Annotated in this window: 20 protein-coding genes, 1 pseudogene and 1 riboswitch; of the genes and pseudogenes, 18 read left to right on the top strand and 3 right to left on the bottom strand. The window is 36.9% G+C overall.

The window, feature by feature from the left end; genetic code table 11:
- Positions 1-108: 108 nt before the first annotated feature.
- Positions 109-717 carry a TetR/AcrR family transcriptional regulator gene (locus ESZ36_RS06690; RefSeq protein ID WP_146785373.1) on the top strand — a complete coding sequence of 203 codons (609 nt, stop codon included), beginning with the start codon at positions 109-111 and terminating at the stop codon, positions 715-717.
- Positions 718-1,005: 288 nt separating this feature from the next.
- A riboswitch (purine riboswitch) is annotated at positions 1,006-1,105 on the top strand.
- A gap of 78 nt (positions 1,106-1,183) precedes the next feature.
- A complete protein-coding gene (locus tag ESZ36_RS06685; RefSeq protein ID WP_146785370.1) occupies positions 1,184-2,191 on the top strand; it encodes an adenosine deaminase in 1,008 nt (335 codons plus the stop codon).
- Positions 2,192-2,413: 222 nt separating this feature from the next.
- Here the strand turns inward: ESZ36_RS06685 and ESZ36_RS06680 are convergent, their stop codons facing one another.
- On the bottom strand, positions 2,414-3,316 hold the full coding sequence (locus ESZ36_RS06680) for a radical SAM protein (RefSeq protein WP_146785367.1): 903 nt from the start codon (positions 3,314-3,316) through the stop codon (positions 2,414-2,416).
- A gap of 269 nt (positions 3,317-3,585) precedes the next feature.
- Positions 3,586-4,506, bottom strand: a pseudogene (locus ESZ36_RS06670) (hypothetical protein); the annotation flags it as partial.
- Positions 4,507-4,998: 492 nt separating this feature from the next.
- Here ESZ36_RS06670 and ESZ36_RS06665 point away from each other — a divergent pair.
- Both ESZ36_RS06665 and ESZ36_RS06660 read left to right on the top strand, forming a co-directional pair.
- Positions 4,999-6,603: an ABC-F family ATPase gene (locus ESZ36_RS06665; protein WP_146785364.1), complete on the top strand. Its 1,605-nt coding sequence runs from the start codon at positions 4,999-5,001 to the stop codon at positions 6,601-6,603.
- Positions 6,604-7,594: 991 nt separating this feature from the next.
- A complete protein-coding gene (locus ESZ36_RS06660) occupies positions 7,595-7,957 on the top strand; it encodes a hypothetical protein (protein WP_146785361.1) in 363 nt (120 codons plus the stop codon).
- A 118-nt stretch (positions 7,958-8,075) separates the two neighbouring features.
- Here ESZ36_RS06660 and ESZ36_RS06655 read toward each other — a convergent pair whose 3' ends face one another.
- On the bottom strand, positions 8,076-9,467 hold the full coding sequence (locus tag ESZ36_RS06655; RefSeq protein WP_146785358.1) for an MATE family efflux transporter: 1,392 nt from the start codon (positions 9,465-9,467) through the stop codon (positions 8,076-8,078).
- A gap of 252 nt (positions 9,468-9,719) precedes the next feature.
- On the opposite strand from ESZ36_RS06655, the gene ESZ36_RS06650 reads away from it, so the two are divergent.
- The 14 genes from ESZ36_RS06650 (at position 9,720) to ESZ36_RS06580 (ending at position 23,419) form a co-directional block, all read left to right on the top strand.
- Positions 9,720-10,229, top strand: a complete 510-nt coding sequence (locus tag ESZ36_RS06650; protein ID WP_170235789.1) for a DUF2878 domain-containing protein — start codon at positions 9,720-9,722, stop codon at positions 10,227-10,229.
- Positions 10,222-10,809, top strand: coding sequence for a chalcone isomerase family protein (locus tag ESZ36_RS06645; protein ID WP_246129010.1), 588 nt, complete (start codon positions 10,222-10,224; stop codon positions 10,807-10,809). The genes ESZ36_RS06650 and ESZ36_RS06645 overlap by 8 nt, the downstream gene beginning before the upstream one ends.
- Positions 10,802-11,368, top strand: coding sequence for a DUF3833 domain-containing protein (locus tag ESZ36_RS06640; protein ID WP_146785353.1), 567 nt, complete (start codon positions 10,802-10,804; stop codon positions 11,366-11,368). Before ESZ36_RS06645 ends, ESZ36_RS06640 begins: the two co-directional genes overlap by 8 nt.
- A 496-nt stretch (positions 11,369-11,864) precedes the next feature.
- A complete protein-coding gene (locus ESZ36_RS06635; protein ID WP_146785350.1) occupies positions 11,865-13,700 on the top strand; it encodes a fasciclin domain-containing protein in 1,836 nt (611 codons plus the stop codon).
- Positions 13,701-13,911: 211 nt separating this feature from the next.
- The gene (locus ESZ36_RS06630) at positions 13,912-14,493 is read left to right on the top strand and encodes an LON peptidase substrate-binding domain-containing protein (protein WP_146785347.1); all 582 of its coding nucleotides are present in this window, start codon (positions 13,912-13,914) and stop codon (positions 14,491-14,493) included.
- 127 nt (positions 14,494-14,620) lie between these two features.
- Positions 14,621-15,238 (top strand): sigma-70 family RNA polymerase sigma factor, encoded by a 618-nt coding sequence (locus ESZ36_RS06625; RefSeq protein ID WP_146785345.1) that lies wholly within the window; start codon positions 14,621-14,623, stop codon positions 15,236-15,238.
- Complete coding sequence (locus ESZ36_RS06620) at positions 15,231-15,917, top strand: ChrR family anti-sigma-E factor (protein ID WP_146785341.1); 687 nt, start codon at positions 15,231-15,233, stop codon at positions 15,915-15,917. Before ESZ36_RS06625 ends, ESZ36_RS06620 begins: the two co-directional genes overlap by 8 nt.
- 66 nt (positions 15,918-15,983) lie before the next feature.
- Positions 15,984-16,943 carry a YbgA family protein gene (locus ESZ36_RS06615; protein ID WP_146785338.1) on the top strand — a complete coding sequence of 320 codons (960 nt, stop codon included), beginning with the start codon at positions 15,984-15,986 and terminating at the stop codon, positions 16,941-16,943.
- A 370-nt stretch (positions 16,944-17,313) separates the two neighbouring features.
- Complete coding sequence (phrB, locus tag ESZ36_RS06605) at positions 17,314-18,726, top strand: deoxyribodipyrimidine photo-lyase (RefSeq protein WP_146785332.1); 1,413 nt, start codon at positions 17,314-17,316, stop codon at positions 18,724-18,726.
- Positions 18,727-18,827: 101 nt separating this feature from the next.
- Positions 18,828-19,289, top strand: coding sequence for a nuclear transport factor 2 family protein (locus ESZ36_RS06600; protein WP_146785329.1), 462 nt, complete (start codon positions 18,828-18,830; stop codon positions 19,287-19,289).
- Positions 19,289-20,044, top strand: coding sequence for an SDR family NAD(P)-dependent oxidoreductase (locus tag ESZ36_RS06595; RefSeq protein ID WP_146785327.1), 756 nt, complete (start codon positions 19,289-19,291; stop codon positions 20,042-20,044). The genes ESZ36_RS06600 and ESZ36_RS06595 overlap by 1 nt, the downstream gene beginning before the upstream one ends.
- Positions 20,041-21,339 (top strand): NAD(P)/FAD-dependent oxidoreductase, encoded by a 1,299-nt coding sequence (locus ESZ36_RS06590; RefSeq protein WP_146785324.1) that lies wholly within the window; start codon positions 20,041-20,043, stop codon positions 21,337-21,339. The genes ESZ36_RS06595 and ESZ36_RS06590 overlap by 4 nt, the downstream gene beginning before the upstream one ends.
- Positions 21,332-22,144, top strand: a complete 813-nt coding sequence (locus ESZ36_RS06585; RefSeq protein ID WP_246129009.1) for a DUF1365 domain-containing protein — start codon at positions 21,332-21,334, stop codon at positions 22,142-22,144. The genes ESZ36_RS06590 and ESZ36_RS06585 overlap by 8 nt, the downstream gene beginning before the upstream one ends.
- Positions 22,145-22,192: 48 nt before the next feature.
- Positions 22,193-23,419 carry an SAM-dependent methyltransferase gene (locus ESZ36_RS06580; RefSeq protein WP_170235788.1) on the top strand — a complete coding sequence of 409 codons (1,227 nt, stop codon included), beginning with the start codon at positions 22,193-22,195 and terminating at the stop codon, positions 23,417-23,419.
- Positions 23,420-23,450 lie beyond the last annotated feature (31 nt).

Genomic DNA, 23,450 nt, shown 5'->3' with positions numbered 1-23,450 from the left:
AAAATAAAACAAAATGTAAACTACTCGGTGCAGTTTACCTATTTTTATTGAAAAGTAAACTAAACAGTGTAGTATTTGATTATGGTTCGATTTTTATAATTAAGTAGTATGGAAAAAGCATTAACCCTAACGGAAAAAAAGCGTTTAGACATTTTAGCTGCTGCACAAGATGAGTTTAAAGAAAAAGGTTTTCTCGGCGCTAGCATGGATTCATTGGCAAAAAGAGCCGAAGTATCAAAACGTACCGTATATAATCACTTTCCTAGTAAAGAAGTTTTGTTTCATAATATTGTTAAAGAACTTTGTGACTCCTTCAGTCAAGCGGCTAATATTCAATACCATCCGAATAAACCACTTGATGAGCAATTGTATGTTGCTGCGACGAGTGAGATTGAATTGTTAGCATCTGAATGTTTTCGTGACTTAAATCGTATAACCATTTCTGAATGTATTCGCTCCCCTGAATTAGCGTCGAGTACTTTAGAACATCTAGGCCAACAAAAAGATGGCTTACATGTTTGGATTAGTGAAGCGATGAATGACGGTCGACTAAAAACAGCTGATGCCAACTTTGCTGCTCAGCAATTTTTAGGTTTGATTAAGGCCAGTGCTTTTTGGCCGCAATTATTTATGAGTCAAACTTTCCCATCACCCGAGCAGCAGAAAATAATTGCTGATGATACCGTGCTAATGTTTTTAGCGCGTTATAAAGCATAGTGGTTAGAAGACACTCTGGCTGACAAACCTATACTCTCAGTATGCAGTTCAGTGCACAGTATAGGTTTGATTTAATAATCACCTTTACTAACTTTGTAATAACATCTCCATAAATGACAATCTGAAACCTCTAACCTATTCCACCGTATTTTCACATCGATTGAGCATGATTCTTTATGCAATTAAGAAAAATGAACCATTAAGCTAAGCCAGATAATGCTGGTCGATACTATAGACTTGTCAAATCAAATAAGGCAGTATCAAATATATAGCTTATTATTGTTTTAACGACAGTAACTAGCTTCCCTTCGTATAACCCCAGTGATATGGATTGGGGGTCTCTACCAGGAACCAATAAATCCTGATTACGAAGAGTTTAGTGCTTTAGTGCTTTCTCTTTGTACGAATAATTTTCATTCAAAAGAAAGTACTGAATGAACTTTTTTTAATTATTGGGAACTTCGTCATGAAAAAATTTATCCAGTCTTTACCTAAGGTAGAACTCCACCTGCATATTGAAGGAACACTTGAACCTGAACTTATGCTTGAATTAGCACAGCGTAATAGTATTAATATTCCATTTAATTCTGTTGATGAGATTAGAGATGCCTATAACTTTCACAACTTACAATCATTTTTAGATATTTACTTCCAAGGAGCTGATGTACTGATCCACGAGCAAGATTTTTTCGATCTCACGTGGGCTTACTTACTCCGCTGCCAAGAAGATAATGTGATTCACACTGAAATATTTTTTGACCCTCAAGCACATACAGAACGCGGTATTTTATTTGATACGGTAGTTAACGGTATTCATCGAGCACTAGATAAAGGTATTTCTGAATTAGGGATTAGCAGCAAGCTAATTATGTGTTTTTTACGTCATTTAGATGAAGAATCAGCATTTAACACGCTATCTCAAGCACAGGCACATAAAGATAAAATTATCGGGGTAGGTTTAGACTCTACAGAGATTGGCAACCCAGCGAGTAAGTTCGAGCGAGTATTTAAACAAGCCATTGAGCAAGGATTTTTAACTGTTGCTCACGCGGGTGAAGAAGGGCCTGCAAGTAATATCAGTGAGGCATTAAGCTTATTGCAAATTACTCGTATTGATCATGGTGTTCGTTGCACCGAAGATGCAAGCTTAGTAGAGCAGCTTATTGCTGAACGAATTCCTCTTACTGTTTGCCCGCTATCTAATCTTAAGCTAAAAGTGTTTGACCGTATGGAACAACATAATATTGTAGGATTACTCCGCCAAGGCGTTTGTGTCACGATAAACTCTGACGATCCTGCCTATTTTGGTGGTTATATGACAGATAACTTTTTAGCGGTAAATAATGCACACCCAATGAATAAAACTGAAATTGCACAATTTACTTTTAACGCTATTGAAGCAAGTTTTGTTTCACCAAGTGAACAAGAACGGCTAAGACAAGTGACACAGAGGTTTTTAGAATTAGAACAATAGCGCTTTATCATTGAATGCTTACTAATTTTACTTCTGAATTCGCGTGCCGTAGTTAGATAACAGTCAGCTGAGTAGCTATTTTTTTTTATCTATCTATCTCGAATTTATGTAGGTTTGAACAATATAAACGAGCTATTAGGCTCGTTTCTATTGGTAAGGGTTATTCTTATAGGGCAGTTTCTATTGGACCGTTATTATTGATAAAACTTTGTTAGGGAGTCTTTACAAACCCCTTTGCCATTCTTGCCTTAAATTTGCATCATTCGGTTGCTGTAACGCTTGTCTTACTTGACCCAATAATGCTTCTTTATCATCGCCTAATATTCCCTTGAGTACTAAGTAGTTGGATGCATGATCCGAACGGAATATGGTTCTCTCTAAATCGAGTTCGGATAATAGAATCTCCATTTCGGTAAACAACTCATGTTGTGTTAGTTGGCGAAAAGGCTGTAAAGATTCTTGGGAAAACTTTTGTGCAAAACGTTGTTCTCCTAACGGGAAAGAAACAACAAGCGTAGATAAGTAGTTGGGTTGGGCTTCATTCATCAGTTTAGCTGAATTGATAGCATGTTGACGGGATAATTCAGGGCCACCTAAACCATTGAGAATCATCACTGAGCTTTTCATACCCGCTTGTTTTATCTTATTGAGTGCAATTAATGAGCTCTGATAAGTCTCGCCTTTTTCAATGAGCGCAAGTACTTCATCGTCACCACTCTCACAGCCAATATACATTAACTTGAGGCCTAAGGCGTTTAACTGAGCTAACTGTTCAACCGTTTTATTGCCAAGATTTCGTGGTAGGCAATAACTAGAAACACGGCCAACTTGTGGCAGATGCAGTCTTATTAACTCAAGGATTTCTTTTAAGCGATTGAAAGGCAACATCATTGCATCACCATCAGCAAGAAATACACGTCTTGTGGTGATACCTGACTCGGCTACTTTGATAATCTCTTGTTCTATTTGATCTACTTTTTTGGGTTTGAATTTTTTATCTTCGCTAGTATACATATCGCAAAAGGTGCATTTATTCCATGAGCAACCATTAGTGACTTGTAATATTAAGCTTTTCCACTCACTTGGCGGACGAAATACAGGTTCAATATAGTTTAAAGGGTACATAATTTTTCCGACATAGTTAGGACAAGTTTATAATATAGCTAGTTTATAGGCGCATTTTTAAGTTTGCTATCAGTGACTTGTTCTGTTGCTTGTTCTGTTGCTTGTTCTGTTGCTTGTTCTGTTGCTTGTTCTGTTGCTTGTTCTGTTGCTTGTTCTGTTGCTTGTTCTGTTGCTTGTTCTGTTGCTTGTTCTGTTGCTTGTTCTGTTGCTTGTTCTGTTGCTTGTTCTGTTGCTTGTTCTGTTGCTTGTTCTGTTGCTTGCTCTGTTGCTTGTTCCGTTTTTTGCTCTTTAATTATTTTCTCTTTAGTTACTTGGTCGAGTTTGATCATATAAGAATTTCGACCTATGCCACTAAACTCTTCATCGGTAAAAATGATGGTATTATTGTCAGAAAAAGTTACTGCTTCCTTTTGGGTGACTATACCTAAATCAATTTTATAAGCATCACCTGAGAAAAAATCATCGCCTTGCCAATTTTCGAACAACCATAATCGCTCTGAGTCTAATAACACTAATTTTTTTCTATCTGGGCTTAACGCAGCTGAAGTTATCCAGCAGAGTTTCTCATGGGTGGTACAGGTATTAAAATTACTAATAAAAGCGGCTTGATAATTATCGGCATGGTCGCCAATTTTGTATAAGTTGGTATCACCATCAAAAGGCTATGTACGATTTTTTGAAAACAGGTATAAGTGTTTTTTGTAAAAAACAAAAGCTTCTAAATCAAAGTTTTTTTCTGAGGCTTTGGGTGGGAAGTGTAACTGTTCTGGAAAGGTGAATTTAATTATTTCAGCTTGAGTTTCTGTACCCTTAATATCGATGGGGTTTTCAATTTTATAAATAGTTAACCACTTACGTATATTGTCATTATTACCAAAATCACCAATGAAAAAGTGGCCAAAGTCATCTTGGGTCATATCTTCCCAGTCTAAATTTCTTGCATTAGTAATAGTGATTGTTTTGTCCACTTTACCATCGCTTTGTATACGATGTACTTGCGCTAAATTACCGCCATCATTAACGCCCCACAAGTTACCAGCCTTATCGACTTCAATACCAGAAATCTCTTTAAGCTTACTATCTAAAGTCACTAATTTACTGCTATATAGTTGATTAATTGCAGTCAAAGTAACTATTAACACGAATAAAGTGCTAATAATTGCTATTGCGTAAACCGATCTTTTTATCATTAATTTTCCAAGTAAAGAGAAACATTTATGCCAAAGGAAGTTCCCTGTTTTTAGCGAGAGTTAACATCATCAATGTATTATATTATTAACAAACCCTTGGCTTTTATTGTTTACTTAAATCCACATATCGATTTAATTTCCCGATAAAATAGCACAGGTAACTTACTTTACGTGCTATTTTTTTGCCGCGCTCGCTAGCCATTTTTTATCCGATGTTTAATTTAATACTTATTAAGTAAATTCAGTTTCGTCTAGCTCTTTACCCATTATTGGCACTTATTACTAACATATATTCAAATGTTCTGCTGTTTATCGTATGGTTTTTAGCCTGTTGTTTTGGCGACTATCAGTTTGAAAGCCACCTACTTTTCTGTTACTCGTGACTAAAAAGCACACAATTAAAGTAAAGGTTAGTTGGGGTTTATCTTTAAATTGCTGTATGATACGCGCCTTTAAAATGTCTATCTCATTAGCAAAATCTAGGAATACCTTTTGATCACTACATCTAACATTACAATGCAATTTGGCGCAGAGCCGTTATTTGAAAACATATCGGCTAAATTTGGCAACGGTCACCGCTACGGTTTGATCGGTGCAAATGGCTGTGGCAAGTCTACATTTATGAAGATACTTAGTGGCGATTTAGTGCCAAGCTCAGGCAATGTATCAGTAAGTACTGGTAACAAAGTAAGTACTTTGGGCCAAGATCAATTCGCTTTTGAAGAACACAATGTTATTGATACTGTGATCATGGGTGATATGCCGCTATGGAAAGTAAAGCAAGAAAGAGATGCTATTTACGCACAAGCTGAAATGAGTGAAGCCGATGGTATGCGTGTTGGTGACTTAGAGAGCCAATTTGCAGAAATGGACGGTTACACAGCAGAAAGTCGCGCTGGCGAAATATTATTAGAAGCGGGTATTGAAGAGTCTTTTCATTACGGTTCAATGCAGCAAGTTGCCCCAGGTTGGAAATTACGTGTTTTACTTGCACAAGCATTGTTTGCTAACCCAGATATTCTATTACTTGATGAGCCAACGAACAACTTGGATATTCATACCATCAGTTGGTTAGAAGCTGAGTTGAACAAACGTAAGTGCACCATGATTATCATTTCGCATGATAGACATTTCCTTAACTCTGTTTGTACACATATGGCAGATATTGATTACGGTGAATTACGTGTTTATCCAGGTAACTACGAGTTCTTCTTAGCGCAGTCTGGTTTATTACGTGAGCAGCTGTTAGCAGGCAATGATAAAAAAGTTGCTGAGATTGCTGAATTACAAGACTTTGTTAACCGTTTTGGTGCTAATGCTTCAAAAGCTAAACAAGCCAGCTCTCGTGCTAAAAAAATGGATAAAATTAAACTTGATGATGTGAAATCATCGAGTCGTATCACACCAAAAATTGCTTTTGCACCGGGCAAAAAAATGCACCGTCAAGCATTAGAACTTGAAGGTTTAACACACGGATTTGATGGTGAAACCTTGTTTACGAAAGGTGACTTATTATTAGAAGCGGGTGCTAAATTAGCTATTATCGGCGAAAACGGCGTGGGTAAAACCACTTTGTTACGTTGTTTAATGGGTGAGTTAGAACATAACGAAGGTGTTGTTAAGTGGTCTGAAAATGCTGCTGTGGGTTATTGCCCACAAGACAGTGGTTCATTCTTTAATAATGACTTAACACTAATGGAATGGATGTCACAATGGCGTAGACCTTGTCACAACGACTTAAGCGTTCGTGGTATGTTAGGACGTATGTTATTTACCGACGACGATGCGAATAAAAAAGCACGTAATTGTTCAGGTGGTGAAAAGAACCGCTTGTTATTTGGTCGATTGATGATGGCTGATATCAATGTGTTAATCATGGATGAGCCAACTAACCACATGGATATCGAAGCAATTGATGCGTTAAATAATGCGCTTAAAGACTTTGAAGGTACGTTAATTTTTGTTAGCCATGACCGTGAATTTGTTTCTTCATTGGCAACGCGCATTATTGATATTAAAGATAAAAAATTAATTGATTTCCAAGGTTCGTTAGATGAATACCTTGATAACCAAATGCAGGCTCAGAAAATAGCGTAGACACAATATTTTATTTAATGAAGCTTCTTTACATAAGCTTTTTTGAGTAAAGTGCACCTAAGTGCATGAAATTAAGTTAAGACTGTTAATCAGTCTTAACTTTTTTTTTCAGTTTTTTAGCCGTAAATTTAACTCTGATTTTACCTTATTACTTGTTGCTGGCAGTTCATTTGGTATTTTTTAACATTCCACTGATTTAGTCTATTTTGTTTTTAAGTGGTGTAATCAAGTGGTCTTCTCTTTTTGCACAAATAGTGTGATAGCCCTGAAGGTGGCAATACTTAGCCTGATGGTCATTAATAAATCCCAAACCAAGAGCTAACTCATACCATTCAGTATAAAGAAGTGACCACTTAGAACGGCATGGGCGACATGAGAACAATCAAAATATGCGTAGTTATAGTTATTCTACATCAAGTATGTTTTGTGAAGTTATTATGATGTTCCATGCGTTCCCAAAGGGCGAGTTTTAAAGGCTTATATGCTGCGTTTTTGATTTTGGTAAGGACGTTGCATGGATGCAGCTTATTAGAGAATGCAGGAGCATATTCTCCTGAATAACCATTACCTACAATCAATGCCTTGCCTATAAGCCTTTAAATTCTCGCTAAGCGATCACTTTCTTATACGGATTGGTATTATTACCGTTAGTGCTGTATTTGACTGTTGCTAATGAGCGACATCTCATTTCTTCATAATATTTCTAGTTTACTCATTGTTTAATATGATTCTATTTGATTTTGTACGTCAACATAGCAAAGAGTAGTGATGGTAGCCTGTTGCTTTTTGGCAACAGTCTCAAGGTAGAGGTTTCAGTTAAATCTATTGAGAACAATGAATTGTCAGGTTGGTCCACTTTGTGCTTTAGCTAAGCGACTGATTATGAAAATTAGCTAATTAGTTATGTGAAATTTATGACTGACCTCGTGTGAGGTTTACGTTTAAATACTGGCTTTAGCCACTAACCATTTGCTTATAAAAGGAAACCTTGATGTCTGAACCTATATCAGAAAAAGAATCAGAAACCTTATCTCGTTGTATTAAAATAGATGACTGGATTTTCGAAATAAAAATGGTGCGGGCAATTAGAGTTGAAGAATACGGACAACCTTACACCGCTATTGCCAATATTAACCTTAATGGTGATAACGCTTATGTAGACGGCTTAATGACAAACTCTGATGTGGATCTAGCTAGAGAAGATTTTAATACGATAAAAGAGTATTTTCAGCGGTTAGGCGTCAAACAAGTTCAGTTCGATCGTTATAAAAATCAACAATCAACAGCTCACTCACATGATGTTTCATCAACAGAGGCAAAACCTCAGCCATTGCAACTCGTCAGTGTCGGTTAACTAGTCGCAGCAATGATAAAGAGACTAGCAAATAGTTAGTCGCTGTATTTTAACTTTATATCTACCAAGCTCAAAATAAAGCAACTCTGCAACTAGCTGAAAGATAGCTAGTGCTGCTTTAGGTGATAAGCTTATTTTTATCAAGTTCATCAGAACATTCGTTTGATAAATTATCACGAGGTAAACGCTTTTTAAATTCTCGCTTTAGAAAGTAAAAACTTACCGATGATTGAAGGCAAACCGTAGCTACAGAAACATACCAAAGTTGTTCTATCTGAAAGTCACTTTGTTTTGATAACCAAAGCGCAGGCAGGATAAAGGTAATTAAGCGCGTTGCGGTACTAAGTAAAGCTGGCATGGTATTACCCAATGCTTGAAACATACCCGAGCAAGTAAAAACCAAACCGGCGGGAACAAAGTTCCAACAAATCATTTGTAAAAAGGCCACACTAATCAAAATCACTTCTTGATCGTCAGAAAAATTTGTTAGCATTAATTCTGCTTGGGTTAAACAAATTAACAAGATAATAGCCATTAAAGAACAGGTCATGATGGCAGACCATCTAAAAGTATCTCTCACTCTTTGGTAATTTTGTGCGCCAAAGTTTTGCCCAGCGATTGCAGGCGCTGCAAAAGCAATAGCCATTGCAGGTAAAAACAATGCTTGCATAACACGTGAGCCAAGACCAAATGCTGCTTGTGCATCAGCACCAAAAGGTTGAATTAGCCAATAAATAGCGCCCATATAAACAAACATCAAAAAGAACTCTCCGCCGGCTGGTAAGCCAATAGCAAGTAATTTTTTTATCCGTGGCACATTGATACGCCAAAGGGAAAAGTCAACGCTGACGTATTTATCTGTTGTTATGAAGTAATAACATAAAAGTACCACAGCAAAAATTACTGACAGTGAGCTTGCAAATCCAGCGCCTGCAATACCCATAGCGTAGCCTGAACCCCAACCAGCAATCAATATTGGTGAGAGCATGATATTGAGTAAAATAGATAGCGTCTGAATCACCATGGTCGGTTTAACAATACCTGTTCCACGTAGCGCAGAGCTGATAGAGACCATAATAAACTGCAATGCCATACAGGGAATGAACCAATGCAAGTAAGCTAAGCCCATCATCACAGTGTCGGGGTCTTGTGATATTAAATTAAGGTAATCTTGTGCACCAAAATAGCCAATAATACAAACAATGACGCCAACGACAGTAGATAACATCATAGATTGATTGAAGGTCAGGTTTGCATCTTGTTGATCTTTTGCTCCTACGGCATGAGAGATAAGCGCTGCAGTACTCACATTGAGTATTTGTGTCAGTGCGAAGATTAAAAACATGGCATTACCGGCTAAGCTCAATCCGGCGAGCGCTGCAGAGCCTAATTTACCAACAAAATACAAATCAACAATAAAATACAGTGTTTGAATAAGCATACCTATCATCATGGGTAATGCCATTGATATCAGATGTTTAGGAATTGAGCCTTGGGTAAGATCTTTCATGTTCGATGAAATCCGTTGTTTGTCAGTTATTGGTTATTAAAGGATAAATAATTAGGTAAATAGTGAGTGAATAATTGGTGACTAAAGTTGTTGAGGTTCGCTAGGGTTTTCTTTTGCGATAACATATCGCATTCAAGCCGTTAAATAAACGCTAAATGAATTATAGCTAATTTAATCGCGAGGTTATTAATCTAAATGCTTACCTCAAACGTATATTGATTCATACAGTCCTTTGTTAGGTAGCTTAAAATCGTGTTTATTAACTTAATAGGCTTTAATTTAGTTGGTTTTAACTTAGCCTGGTTTGGCTTAGTGTATTGGGGAAATAATTTCATACCTTTAAGCCTTTTATTATTAATTTCCCATCTCTTTTTTATCGCTAAATCACAAAACGAATTACCGCTAATACTGCTGATAACTTTCATTGGTATCTTTGTTGATTCATTGCTTGTGCACTTTAATATTTTTATTTTTGCTAATGGTGGTCATATTCCATTTTGGTTGATGATGCTTTGGGCTTGCTTTGCGGCAACCATATGTCATAGCTTACGATTTCTAACGGGCAGTAAGGCATTACAACTCTTGGTAGGTGCTATATTTGCGCCCTTAAGTTATATCGCGGGTTACAAGTTTCAGGCAGTTGATTTTGGTCAATCTATGCTCTCAACGTATCTGATTCTAAGTGTGATATGGGCAGTATTATTCGTTTTATTCTTCTATTTAAAAGATAAAATAGTCAATGCTGAGGTAAGTTATGTTTAAACTATATTTTTCATTATTCTCTACTTGTTTATCGTACTTTTATTTGATTTTTTGGTTATCACAAAATGTAGTCTTGGCAAAAAGCATCACCGATGAAATGGAATTGCCAAGACATTTAAAAAGCACTATTGATACACGATCCTTTGTATCGATAGGGGAGACAACGTTCTCTATTTTGTTTTGGGATCTTTATAAAAGTCAGTTACTGACAACGTCAGGAAAATATCCTGTGGTATTAGAAAACGACAAGGTACTTTTTTCTATCAATTATTTAGCTGATATTTCCAGTGATGATCTCATCAGCAGAACCATCGATCAATGGGATCACCTAGGCATACCATCTGAGGAGTATCTTACTTATTTACCTGAGCTGAAAAACATGTGGCCAGATATCAAAGAGGGTGACAACTTATCTTTGCTTATTCACCAAGGGCGCAGTGTCTTTTATTTCAATCAGCAATATATTGGCGTTATTAATCCCACTGAGTTTGGTCAAATATTTCTTGCTATTTGGCTCTCTGAAAATACCAGTGAACCAAACTTACGTCGTGAATTATTAGGAAGTATTACTCATGAATAAAACTAAGCTTTTTCTATTCATTATAATTATCTGTAGCCTTATTTCTAGTTGCTCCACAGCATTAGATGATTATCAAGAAGTTAATAAACCATTTGATATTAAACGTTACTTCGATGGGCGAGTTATCGCTTGGGGCATTGTGCAGGATTATTCTAATAAAGTGAGTAGACGATTTTGTGTCGAGATAGAGGGTACATGGCAAGGTAATGAAGGTGTTCTTGCGGAAAAATTTTATTTTAACGATGGTGAAATCAGTTATCGAAACTGGCAATTATCTAAAAAAATGGATGGTAGTTATGAAGGGCAAGCGGAAGACGTGATAGGAACGGCTATTGGTAAACATCAAGGTTTTGCATTTCAGTTTCAATACCAATTATCATTGATTGTTGAAGATGAAAGTTATGAAGTTTCTATGGATGATTGGATGTATCAACTTGATGAGTTTAGGGTAATGAATAAGACCTCAATGAGTAAACTTGGCGTTAAAGTTGCCGAGGTGACATTGTTTTTTGATAAACAAACACAGGTGAAAAAATGTCCAGGCGGTGATGCTGCATAGCTACAAAACCTCTTCCATATATGCCATCTTGCTCTAGCAGGGGGATATGACAGGTGATCCTTAAAAAGAGTTTAGGTTAGCATTACTCGGCAGTATGAATACCTTATAAGCACTCTCTCAAATAATAACCTTCCCCATACTAAGATTCTCTCATGTATAAAAACCTTAGTTAATGCATTTTACAAAACACGCTTTAACAAAAAAGACAGTGGATTATTTATATACTAATTAAAGACAGAGGTTAAAGCTTAATTGTCGTCTTTGTTAACAATACTTATGACTCTCAGTACCGCTGTTTATATCCATCGGAGATATGTTTGGCGTAATAGGGACTTCGCTGACTTGGTAAGATTTTTTCTTTGATTAACCCAATCAATACGACTTAATTTGATAAAGGATCACTGATAGAAATATAAGTTTATTTATTCATAAATGTTGATCTTTGCTTGATTATTTTACGTAAGTTTAGTTGTACTTAATTAATGAGGGTAAGCAAGTGAAATATTTTAAAATACTAAGTGTAACCGTATTAAGTGTGTTTTTATTACAAGGTTGTAATGATGACGACGATGACGTAATTGAACAAGTAAAACAAGAGGTAGCGTCGCCCACCACCATTGTAGATGCCGCTGTTAATGATGGCAGTTTTACTACCTTAGTTGCAGCTTTACAAGCGACAGGACTAGATACAACGTTGGCAGATACTAGTGCCAAGTTTACAGTTTTTGCACCAACGGACAAAGCCTTTGCCTTGTTGGGTCAAGATACTATTGATGCGCTGCTTGCTGATACTGATAAATTATCAGATATTTTAACCTACCATGTTATTAGTGGTGAAGTTGATGCTGCAGCAGCCATCGCGTTAGCCGGTACAACCGTAGACATGGTTAATGGGGATGCTGTAGGGTTATCACTCGCTGGTGACAAGTTATTGGTTAATACCGCCACAGTTATCACCACTAACATCCAAACAGATAATGGTATTATTCACGTAATCGATGCTGTTTTACTGCCACCTGCAGATATGATGGAGCCGACATCGAATATTGTCGAAGTCGCACTGGCTGATCCTGATAATTTCTCAACCTTAGTTGCCGCGCTTACTGCTGCTGATTTAGTGACTACCTTGTCAAACGAAGATGCTATGTTCACCGTTTTTGCGCCGACTAATGCTGCTTTTGCCATAATTGCAGGTGATACTTTGACTGCACTACTTGCTGACACTGACGCCTTAACAAAAGTACTGTTACAACATGTTATAGCAGATGCTGCTGTAAATTCGGTTAATGCATACGCGTTGAGTGGGAATATGGTTGATACCGCAGGTATGGCGAAAATAGCACTTAATATCAACATGGACACAGATAAATTACTATTTGGTGGTGCCAATGTTGTGATGACAGATATTTATACAACTAACGGTGTTATTCATGTAATTGATGCGGTAATTATTGGTGATGTGGCATTACCAAAACCGAGCATGAGCTTAGTTGATATTGCCAGTAGCAACAGTGATCTATCTACACTTGTGTCAGCGTTGCAATCAACAGGCCTAGATACCGTCTTAGCTAATCTTGATAACGACTACACTGTTTTTGCTCCAACTAATGCAGCTTTTGCCAAATTACCTGCGGGCACTGTTGAAGGACTAACTAGCGAACAATTAACTAATATATTGCTATATCACGTAATCGCAGGCGAAGTTCTTTCTGATGGCGCAATTAACTTAGCTCAATCTATGGATAACATGGCAGAAATGGCGAATGCTAGTAAAGCTGCTGTATCGTTCACTGATGGCATGCTTTTCATTAATGGCTCTAAGGTAAGTGCTGCAAATGTTATGGCTGCAAATGGTGTTGTTCACTTAATTGATAACGTGATTATGCCTCCTGCAATGATGGGTACGCCAACATTGAATATTGTTGAAGTAGCCTTGGCTGATCCTGATAATTTCTCTACCCTAGTAACTGCGCTTACTGCTGCTGACTTAGTGACTACGTTGTCAAACGAAGATGCTATGTTTACTGTTTTTGCTCCGACTAATGCCGCATTTGATAAAATTGACAGTGATGCTTTAACGGCTTTATTAGCAGACACCGAGATGCTTACAAAAGTGTTATTAACTCATGTTGTGGGTGAAAGTAGTTTAAGTTCTATAGATGCTTATGCAAAAAATGGACGTTCATTAACGACAGCATCAGATGTGATGATTGATGTGACTGTTGACGCTGATACGGGAATGCTGATGGTTGGAGGAGCTAAGGTAGTAATATCTGATATCTACACAACAAACGGTGTTATCCATGTTATTGATACCGTGATTATGGAATAGTTTTATCATTTTTACTTACCAAGTTGTTAAGTACTAAGTTTCAGTCACTGAGTTTTGGTCGGTTAATTGTTCTTTCTTTTACCATGCAAAGAGTTTGATTAATGTTACCGACCATGAGCCTCTGTATTCAGAGGCTTTTTTTATAATATATAACTGATCGTTTAGTGATTTTTCACGTATTAATAGATATAAACCAGCAAGTGAAATTTTTATGAAAAAAATAAATACTACCTTACCTATATTTCCATTACCTGTATTTTTATTGCCAGGAGGGGTTACCAAATTACGCATATTTGAACCGCGTTATTTAAAAATGGTCAGTACTGCCTTATCGGGAGAAGGTTTTGTTGTTTGGCTACAAGATAAATATATAAGTGCTAATGAAAAGTCTACTAACATGCCGTGGGGGAGTTGGGTCGAAATTATTAATTTTGACCAAGGTGACGATGGTATCTTAGAAATTGATGTTAAGTGTAAATCTCTGGTCGCCATTAACAGCATAACGCAGGACGAAAAAAATCTGCATTTTGGTGATGTTAGCTGCATACCACATTGGTCTGAAGTTCATGTTGATAAGGTTTATGGAGAGTTATCTACATCGTTAGCGAGTGTCTTTGCAGAAAACGAAAGCCTCGATAATTTATATCCACAGAAAGGTCTAAATGATAGCCATTGGGTGTTAGCACGGTGGATAGAAATATTACCCATTGAGTTAAATGAAAAAAATGCCTTTGTTGTTAGTTACAGTTTCAAGGAAGCAAAAGCGTTTGTTGAATCAGTGATTCTTGAATAGTTTTTTATTATTTAATCATTGTGTAGTTAGTTTTTAAATTATTTTAAAATAATCTCAATATAAAGTGATCCTAAGGATTATTTGAGCGTATAACCTGACATGTTTAAATAAATAGTGGGACGAAGCAATGCAGACTAACTTGCTAAGCAGACCGACAAGTGCTAAATCTACTAATATGTCAGATAAAATAAATCACCCACAACTTTGCCAATGGCTAGAGTCTGTTGCTATAAGTCGAGACAAACAAGCTTTCACTAATTTGTTTCAGTTCTTTGCACCTAAAATACTTCGTATCGCGCGTGGTAAATTTCCTAACGAAGCACAAGCCAATGAAGTAGTGCAAGACACTATGAGTAATGTGTGGAGAAAAGCCCACCTGTATAATCAAGATAAGGGGGCGGCAACAACTTGGGTTTATACGGTAATGCGTAATGTTACTTTCGATATGCTCAGAAAAATACAAGGTAATAAAGAAGATAATCTCAGTGATGATATTTGGCCTATTGCTGAAAGTATGAGCATAGAAACTGAAATTTTTGATGACCATTTAGAACATGCAAACTTGCTAAGTGTCATAGAAGAGTTACCTCAAGCTCAGCAAGACGTTGTTAAAGGTTTTTACTTTAGAGAAATGTCACAAGAGCAGTTAGCTGTTCATCTGAATTTACCACTTGGGACCGTTAAATCTCGATTACGATTAGCCCTAGGTAAACTCAAAGTACAGTTAGGAGAACAACATGATTAGTCATCACCCAAAATTTGAGCTTATCCAAGCATTTGTGAATGGTGATTTACCTGCATCTTTATCTGCTGGTATCGCTATACACGCAGATATGTGTCCTGTCTGTCAGCAAACAATTGCGCAATTTACTGAACAAGTGGCTGAAAATAGCTTTGAAGAAGAATACTTAGATCGATTTATTGTTGATGACAATGAAGCATTAGATACTATTGCTTCAATAGATTTTGATCACATGATCAATAATATTGTTGAATCTTCTGATATTGCAGTTGTTGTACCTAAAGTAGAACATACCATTAGTTTTAATGATAAAACTTACACTATCCCTGCAGCATTAAATAGTATGGAAATGGGTAAACACGCTCATATTGGTAAATTAACGCGAGCACGCATTCAGCTTAATGAAAATGAAATCCATACCAGTTTATTACATATACAGCCTGGTGGAGGCGTACCAGAACATACCCATAAAGGGTTTGAACTTACGGTGCTGTTAGCGGGATCATTTCATGATGAAAGTGGTGAATATGTTAAGGGTGATTTTATCATGCTTGATAGCTCTCATCAGCATCACCCTATTTCTACCAATGGTTGTCTTTGTTACACCGTTGCTAATGATGCACTACACTTTACTCAAGGCATAAATAAATTACTTAATCCAATAGGTTCTTTCATTTATTAACTCGCTAAGCTATTAATAGTTAAAGCGATAATTAAAGTTAAAATCAGAAATTAGAAGGAAAGAATTATGATTTATTCAGTGGATAAGAAAGACATAGAAATTGGTATTAGCGCTTGTTTAATTGGTGAAAAAGTTCGCTTTGATGCCAGTAACAAACCGTCTCACTTTTGCATTAAAGAATTTTCAGAGCATGTGTCCTATAAATCATTTTGCCCAGAAGTTGCCGTAGGGTTACCTATTCCAAGACCAACTATTCGTCAAATAAAGCGTGATGATGTTATTCATGTTTCTCAAAAAGATGGTAGTGGCGATGTTACCGAAGCTTTAAAAGCCTATGGAAAAAAAATAGCTAGCATGACTAAATCGTTAAGTGGCTATATTTTTTGTGCTAAAAGCCCAAGTTGCGGCATGGAAAGAGTTAAGGTTTACAGTCCTGAAGGTAACTCACTACCCTCGAAAGGTGTTGGAGCTTTTGCCAAGGAAATTATGGATGCTAACCCATTATTACCTTGTGAAGAAAATGGTCGTCTAAACGATCCTCTACTGCGTGAAAACTTTGTTGCCAGAGTATTTGCATACAAACATTGGCAGACTGTTGTTGAATCAGGGTTAACTAAGCACAAGTTAACCACCTTCCATAGTCAGTACAAATATACTGTGATGAGCCACGATTTAATCGCCTACAAAGAGCTAGGACAATTATTAGCAAGAGCTGATCTACCACTTGATGAAGTAGCAGCACAATATATTTTAGGGTTAATGACGGCGCTGAAAATTATAGCGACCCGTAAAAAGCATGCAAATACACTTGACCATATTCAAGGATATTTTTCAAAGCATTTGCAAGCGAATGAAAGACAAGAATTATGTGAACAAATTGATGCGTATCGTGAGGGACTTATCCCGTTAATGGCTCCTTTAACGTTAATTAAGCATTATTTACTTAATCACCCAAAAGATTACTTAACAAAGCAAGCATACCTGTCGCCTTATCCTGATAAGTTAAGATTGAGATATGCTTACTAGATGATTTATACCCGTTACCAATCAAAGTGCAGGATTTCAGTGGGAATTAAAAACACTTTAGGCAAGGAAAATAATGTAAACATAGTCATTCTATGTTTGGATTATTTAACGCCGTATAAAGTGGTTTTAAACCCATCAAAGAAGCGCTTGAGTAACATCACTTCATCGTTGCTGCGACTTATAATGGAACAACCATTATTTCATCATAGCGCCTTGAATTGAAATTACTCAAGCACTCTGAAACCTGCATCTTGAATGGTAACGGGTATATAATAACTTTAAATTAGATATTGAGTAAATTCGTACTCAGCTACACCGACCTTCAATTATACTCCCATGATGCCTTTAACTAGGCACATAAGGAACGCGCTTGCTACTTTGGCTTCGTAATGATCTTCGCACACACGATAATCCGGCTTTACACTATTTCCTTAGTCGTAACTCTTTGAATCAACATGATTCAGAAGTGCCGTTTAAAGCCATTTTTTTTGTCTGTGAAAAACAGTGGCAACAACATGACTGGTCGCCGATAAAGATAGATTTTATTATGCGACATGCCCATGACCTTGTTAAAGAGCTCGCGCTATTAAATATTGAACTCGAATTGATTGAGCTTGATAATTTTACCCAACAAAAAACTTATTTAAACAGCTATTGTCAACAGCATAATATTACTGAAGTAGTGGCTAATAGTGAGGTTGAATTTAACGAACAGCAACGAGACAAGGCCTTAACTTTAGAATTAAAGGCTAGTGGTATTCCATTAACCTTATTTGAAGCAGATGTGATTGTACCAAAAGGAAAAGTCCTTAATCAGTCGGGTATTATGTATAAGGTTTTTACACCGTTTAAGCGCGCTTGGTTAACATATGTTCAGCAAGGTGGCTTTGAGTATTTAGGTAAAGTATCTAATAAATCATTAGCGGTTAACAAGACTGATGTTCAGGAAGAAGAGCAAAACAATATTTCTAGTACTTGGCCATTAGCCAGTGTTTTTGAGCAACAAATATTACCAACTTTTTATCAAAAAAAAATAAGTACTTATAAACTTAACCGCGACATACCCTCAATTAAAGGTACGTCGGGTATTTCTCCTTACTTAGCTGCGGGCGTTATTAGTCCTCGTTATGTACTTCGATTATTACTTAACAAATACCCAGATCTGTTAGTGGCGTCAGACAGTGAAGAATTTTCATGGCTAAATGAGATTATTTGGCGAGAATTTTATCGCCATCTGATTTTTCATGAACAGCGATTATGTAAACATCAGTGTTATAAAGAAAATTATCAAGATATAGAGTGGCATAACGATGCGACATTATTTGAAGCCTGGTGTCAGGGCAGAACTGGTTACCCACTTGTTGATGCAGCAATGAGACAGCTAAATCAAACAGGCTGGATGCATAATCGCCTTCGTATGGTAGTCGCGAGCTTTCTGACCAAACACTTATTAATTGATTGGCGATTAGGTGAAAAATATTTTATGCAGCATCTGATTGACGGCGATTTGGCTTCAAATAATGGTGGCTGGCAATGGGCGGCTAGCACAGGCTGTGATGCTCAACCTTACTTTAGAATCTTTAATCCTATTAGACAAAGCGAACGTTTTGATCCAAAGGGCTTGTTCATACGTAAGTATATACCAGAGCTTGCAAATGTTTCTGATAAGGCAATTCACTTTCCTCATCAGTTTATCGAGGATAATGAACTTAATATTTATTGGCCGGCGATTGTTGAGCACAAAGAGGCAAGGTTAAAAGCGTTAGCTTTTTATAAAATTTAAAACAGCGCAGCGTCGTTAACTAAATTGTTGTTGGTACATCGTAATCAGAGTGTTTTTATTAAAGTATTCGTCATCAAGGTCCTAGTCATTAAGGTAGTGTTATGGAAAATAAAACGTTAGAGCACACCCTTCAGGAAGCACCTTTGTGGCTCAATAATTTTGTGACTGTTTATCAAAAATTGACGAAAGATAATCTAAAGTTATTGGCAACTATTTACCATGAAAAAGTCACCTTTATTGATCCTCTTCACACAGTAGAAGGGTTTGAAAATTTATATCAGTACTTTCAAAACCTCTATCAAAACCTCTCTGCGTGTGAGTTCATTATTGAGGATGTGATATGGCAGGATTCGCAAGCTTCTCTATTTTGGACCATGACTTATCAACACCCCAAACTGAATAAAGGTCAAACTGTCACTGTTGTTGGCACCTCACATATTAAGGGGGAAGACGATAAGGTTATTTATCATAGAGATTACCTAGATTTAGGTGCAATGCTTTATGAACAACTACCGATATTGGGCAAACTTACTAAGTGGATAAAAACTAATGCAGCAAACTAATGGCCATTCGAAACGTTTTGATCACCGGGGCAACATCAGGCATTGGCTTGGCGTTATTTGAAAAGTACACCAATCAAGGTGAAAACGTGATTGCTTGCGGTCGAGATAAAGAAAAAATGGCCCTTCTCAAGTCACGTTCTTTTAAGACATGTTTGTTTGATATCACTAAGCCAACTCAAGTAGCGTCTGCCGCTGAAGATATTAAAGCACTTGATATACTAATACTCAATGCAGGTGATTGTCGTTATGTTGATGATGTTAAACATTTCGATGGCGAGTTATTTTCTAGTATTATCAACACCAACCTTTCTTCTTTAGGCACGCTATTACAATACTTCCTACCTAAAGTGAAACAGGGCGGACAAATCGTTTTTGTCAGTTCAAGTGCAACGATTTTACCTTTTCCACGCAGTGAAGCCTACGGGGCATCAAAGGCAGGTATGGACTATTTAGCCAATAGTTTAAGACTTGATTTAGTTGAACATAAAATCGACGTTACTTTAGTCCATCCTGGTTTTGTCAGCACACCGTTAACGGATAAAAATGACTTTGCCATGCCTTTTCTACTCACCAGCGAACAAGCTGCGAGTCGTATGCTTATTGGTATTGAGAAGCGTAAAAAATATTTACATTTCCCAAAGCGACTAACGCTTATTATGAAACTATTTTCTTTTTTACCTTCATCTTTATGGCAATCACTTATTACCAAAAATGATAACTCCAGCAAGAGCCACATTAGGGAAGATAAAGCATGAAGCATTTTGCCATTATTGGCTCCGGTATTTCCGGATTAACTACTGCTTATTTATTGTCAAAAAAGCATAAGGTTACTGTCTTTGAGAAAAATGACTGTATTGGCGGCCATACAGCAACGGTCGATATAGAAAAGTCAGGGGAGAAATTTGCAATAGATACTGGTTTTATTGTCTTCAATGATAGAACCTATCCTAATTTCTTAGCGTTGTTGGACGAAATAGGTATTGGTAAAATCCCCACTGAAATGAGTTTTTCTGTGCATAATTGCCAGTCAGGCATGGAATACAATGGTCATAACTTAAATACATTATTTGCCCAGCGACGAAATATTTTTAAACCGTCTTTTTGGATGTTGGTTAAAGATATTTTACGTTTCAATAAACTATGCAAAAGTATTTATCAGCAAGATAAGTATATTGATGGCTTAACGTTAGGTGAATTTTTAACTGAATATAACTTTAGTGACTTTTTTGCTGATCATTATATTTTGCCGATGGGCGCAGCCATTTGGTCTAGCTCATTAGCACAAATGGAATACTGTGAGTTTAAATTTTTTGTGAAGTTCTTCCATAATCATGGCTTATTAAATATTGCAGATAGACCGCAATGGTATGTGATTCCAGAAGGATCTCGTAGCTACTTAACACCATTGTGCGCGCCGTTTAAGGATAATATTCACGTTAATGCCAATATAACTGGCATTACTCGAAGCGATGATAAAGTACAATTACACTTTGAAAACTCGGCCAGCCAAACGTTTGATGAAGTAGTTATTGCTTGTCATTCTGACCAAGCACTCGCTTTATTAGAGGATGCTAGTCAAGATGAAAAATCGGTGTTATCTGCTATGCCTTATAGTGCTAACACCGTTGTACTGCATACGGATGAAAAACTATTACCTAAACGCAAAAAAGCCTGGGCAAGTTGGAATTATCAGTTAAACCATAATCGTGATAATAACAGCAACTATGACCGCAGTAATGCCGCTAGCGTTACTTACAATATGAATATATTGCAGGGTATTCAAAGTAAACATACCTTTTGCGTTACCTTAAATCAAAAAGATGACATCGACCCTAAAGAAATATTAAGGGAATTCACTTATCACCATCCTGTTTTTTCTGCCGACTCGATAAAAGCGCAACAGCAAAGACATATCATTTGTGGTGTTAATCATACCCATTTTGCTGGTGCTTATTGGCACAGTGGTTTTCATGAAGACGGTGTAAGAAGCGCCGTGGAAGTGGCTGAACGGTTTGACTGTTATTTAGGTGATAATGATGAACATGCCTAATTCATTTAGTAATAGCCATATTTACCTCGGTAATGTTATTCATCGACGCTTTAGCCCCAAAAAGCACAGTTTTGATTACCGTTTATTTATGTTGGCGCTCGATGTTGCTGATGTTGAAAAGGCTCAGGGTGGTTTTGGTATTTTTGGCTTTTCGTGGTATCGACCATTACGTTTTGTTGAAACAGACTATTTAAAGGCAAGTATAAAAGATAACTCAAAAGATAACCTAGCAGGTGATCCCCATTCATTAAGTCACCGTATAAAGAATAAAGTACACGAATTAGCAGGTTATGCAGAGATAAAAAGAATAGTTATGTTGGTACAAGTTAGGTGTTTTGGTATTTATTTTAGTCCTGCCAATTTTTATTTTTGTTATGACCAAGATGATAAATGTACACAGATGCTCGCAGAAGTGAGTAATACACCTTGGAATGAACGCCATTATTACCTAGTCGATTTATTAAAAGAAGAAGGTGATAAAACGACTAAAAAAATGTTTCAAGTTTCACCCTTTATGGACTTAGCAATGACTTATTTTTGGCAAGTAACACCACCGTGTAATGGCGATGATAAGTTGCTGGTTAAGATTGAGAACAAACGCGTTAATGACAAAAATGGCACAGTGAGTAAATTATTTGATGCAAGTTTAGTGATGAGGAGAAAACCATTCACTAAAGCGAGTTTGTTACGTATTTGGTGTCAGCTACCCGTTATGACGATGAAAGTAGTGGTAACTATTTATTGGCAAGCATTAAAGTTATTCGTCAAGCGTGTGCCTTTTATCGGTTATCAAAAACCGGGTTAGTGGATTATCTTTGAAAGCTTGAATTCAATTAAAATTAGGAGAATAAAAATGGAAAAAATTGAAGGGGTTCGGGTATTAAAAACCGCTAACTGGTTAGATAAACGTTGTCGCACGTTAGTTCTAAACATTTTCTCCAAGCTTACCTACGGTCAATTAGAAATTGTAGAAGGCTCCACTCATTCTTATTTTCCTCAAACGGTTGGCGAACAAAGCATTAAAGGTAAAATACATATCCATGATCCGAGCGTTTATCGCGACTTTGTTAAGGGCGGTAGTATTGGCGCAGCAGAGGCTTTCATTGATGGTAAATGGAGTAGTCCTAATTTAACCAATGTCATTAGAGTTTTCGCAAAAGCACAACAACAAACTGATAGTCTGGAAGCAAACAAGTCATGGTTGAATCGGTTGAAAAATACCATCAGTCATTGGCAAAATAGAAATACTCAATCAGGTTCAAAGCGTAATATCTTGGCCCATTATGATTTAGGTAATGAGTTATACACCCGATTTTTAGACCCCGATATGATGTATTCATCTGCTATTTACCCGACAGATAATTCCTCGTTGAACGAGGCTCAACAGCATAAATTAGCAACCATATGCCAACGACTATCACTGAATGAAAATGATCATTTACTGGAAATAGGCACAGGCTGGGGTGGTTTGGCTATATACGCAGCTCAGAATTATGGCTGCCGGGTCACGACAACCACTATTTCTGATGCACAGTATGCCTATGCACAGGCCCGTATAGAAAAGTTAGGCTTAACAGATAAAATCACTTTACTGAAAGAGGATTATCGCGATTTAACTGGTAGTTTTGACAAAGTGGTTTCTATTGAGATGATAGAAGCGGTTGGTTACGATTTTTTACCTAGTTTCTTTAAGCAGTGCAATGACCGATTAAAAGTTGGCGGTAAATTACTTATACAATCAATTACCATTGCCGATCAACGTTTTGACTATTACAAAAATAACGTTGATTTTATCCAACGCTATATATTCCCTGGTGGATTTTTACCGTCAGTGAATGTATTGACTCAAAATATTACAGACCACAGTGAGCTAGTCGTTGAATCCCTAGATGATATTGGTCTTGATTACGCTAAAACATTAGCGCATTGGCGAGACAACTTTTTGGCGTCATGGCTGGACCTGACTCAGCATGATTATGATGAAACGTTTAAACGTTTATGGCTTTATTACTTTGCTTACTGTGAAGGGGCATTTTTAGAGCGTTCAACTAGCACGGTCCATTTGGTGGCTAGAAAGTAGATATTGATTTCATTTGATTGGATTTAAGAGG

The sequence above is a fragment of the Colwellia demingiae genome (assembly GCF_007954275.1).
In the GTDB taxonomy this organism is placed as follows: domain Bacteria; phylum Pseudomonadota; class Gammaproteobacteria; order Enterobacterales; family Alteromonadaceae; genus Colwellia; species Colwellia demingiae.
Note: the sequence above shows the minus strand (reverse complement) of the source record. Positions and strands in the feature narration are given on the sequence as shown.

Bases quoted from the DNA above. Each gene is read 5' to 3' on its own strand.
- ESZ36_RS06660 (WP_146785361.1), top strand. From the start codon at position 7,595: ATGTCTGAACCTATATCAGAAAAAGAATCAGAAACCTTATCTCGTTGT.
- ESZ36_RS06585 (WP_246129009.1), top strand. From the start codon at position 21,332: ATGCCTAATTCATTTAGTAATAGCCATATTTACCTCGGTAATGTTATT.
- ESZ36_RS06690 (WP_146785373.1), top strand. From the start codon at position 109: ATGGAAAAAGCATTAACCCTAACGGAAAAAAAGCGTTTAGACATTTTA.
- ESZ36_RS06655 (WP_146785358.1), bottom strand. From the start codon at position 9,467: ATGAAAGATCTTACCCAAGGCTCAATTCCTAAACATCTGATATCAATG.
- ESZ36_RS06685 (WP_146785370.1), top strand. From the start codon at position 1,184: ATGAAAAAATTTATCCAGTCTTTACCTAAGGTAGAACTCCACCTGCAT.
- ESZ36_RS06590 (WP_146785324.1), top strand. From the start codon at position 20,041: ATGAAGCATTTTGCCATTATTGGCTCCGGTATTTCCGGATTAACTACT.
- ESZ36_RS06640 (WP_146785353.1), top strand. From the start codon at position 10,802: ATGAATAAAACTAAGCTTTTTCTATTCATTATAATTATCTGTAGCCTT.
- ESZ36_RS06680 (WP_146785367.1), bottom strand. From the start codon at position 3,316: ATGTACCCTTTAAACTATATTGAACCTGTATTTCGTCCGCCAAGTGAG.
- ESZ36_RS06620 (WP_146785341.1), top strand. From the start codon at position 15,231: ATGATTAGTCATCACCCAAAATTTGAGCTTATCCAAGCATTTGTGAAT.
- ESZ36_RS06600 (WP_146785329.1), top strand. From the start codon at position 18,828: ATGGAAAATAAAACGTTAGAGCACACCCTTCAGGAAGCACCTTTGTGG.
- ESZ36_RS06630 (WP_146785347.1), top strand. From the start codon at position 13,912: ATGAAAAAAATAAATACTACCTTACCTATATTTCCATTACCTGTATTT.
- ESZ36_RS06615 (WP_146785338.1), top strand. From the start codon at position 15,984: ATGATTTATTCAGTGGATAAGAAAGACATAGAAATTGGTATTAGCGCT.
- ESZ36_RS06595 (WP_146785327.1), top strand. From the start codon at position 19,289: ATGGCCATTCGAAACGTTTTGATCACCGGGGCAACATCAGGCATTGGC.
- ESZ36_RS06645 (WP_246129010.1), top strand. From the start codon at position 10,222: ATGTTTAAACTATATTTTTCATTATTCTCTACTTGTTTATCGTACTTT.
- ESZ36_RS06625 (WP_146785345.1), top strand. From the start codon at position 14,621: ATGCAGACTAACTTGCTAAGCAGACCGACAAGTGCTAAATCTACTAAT.
- ESZ36_RS06580 (WP_170235788.1), top strand. From the start codon at position 22,193: ATGGAAAAAATTGAAGGGGTTCGGGTATTAAAAACCGCTAACTGGTTA.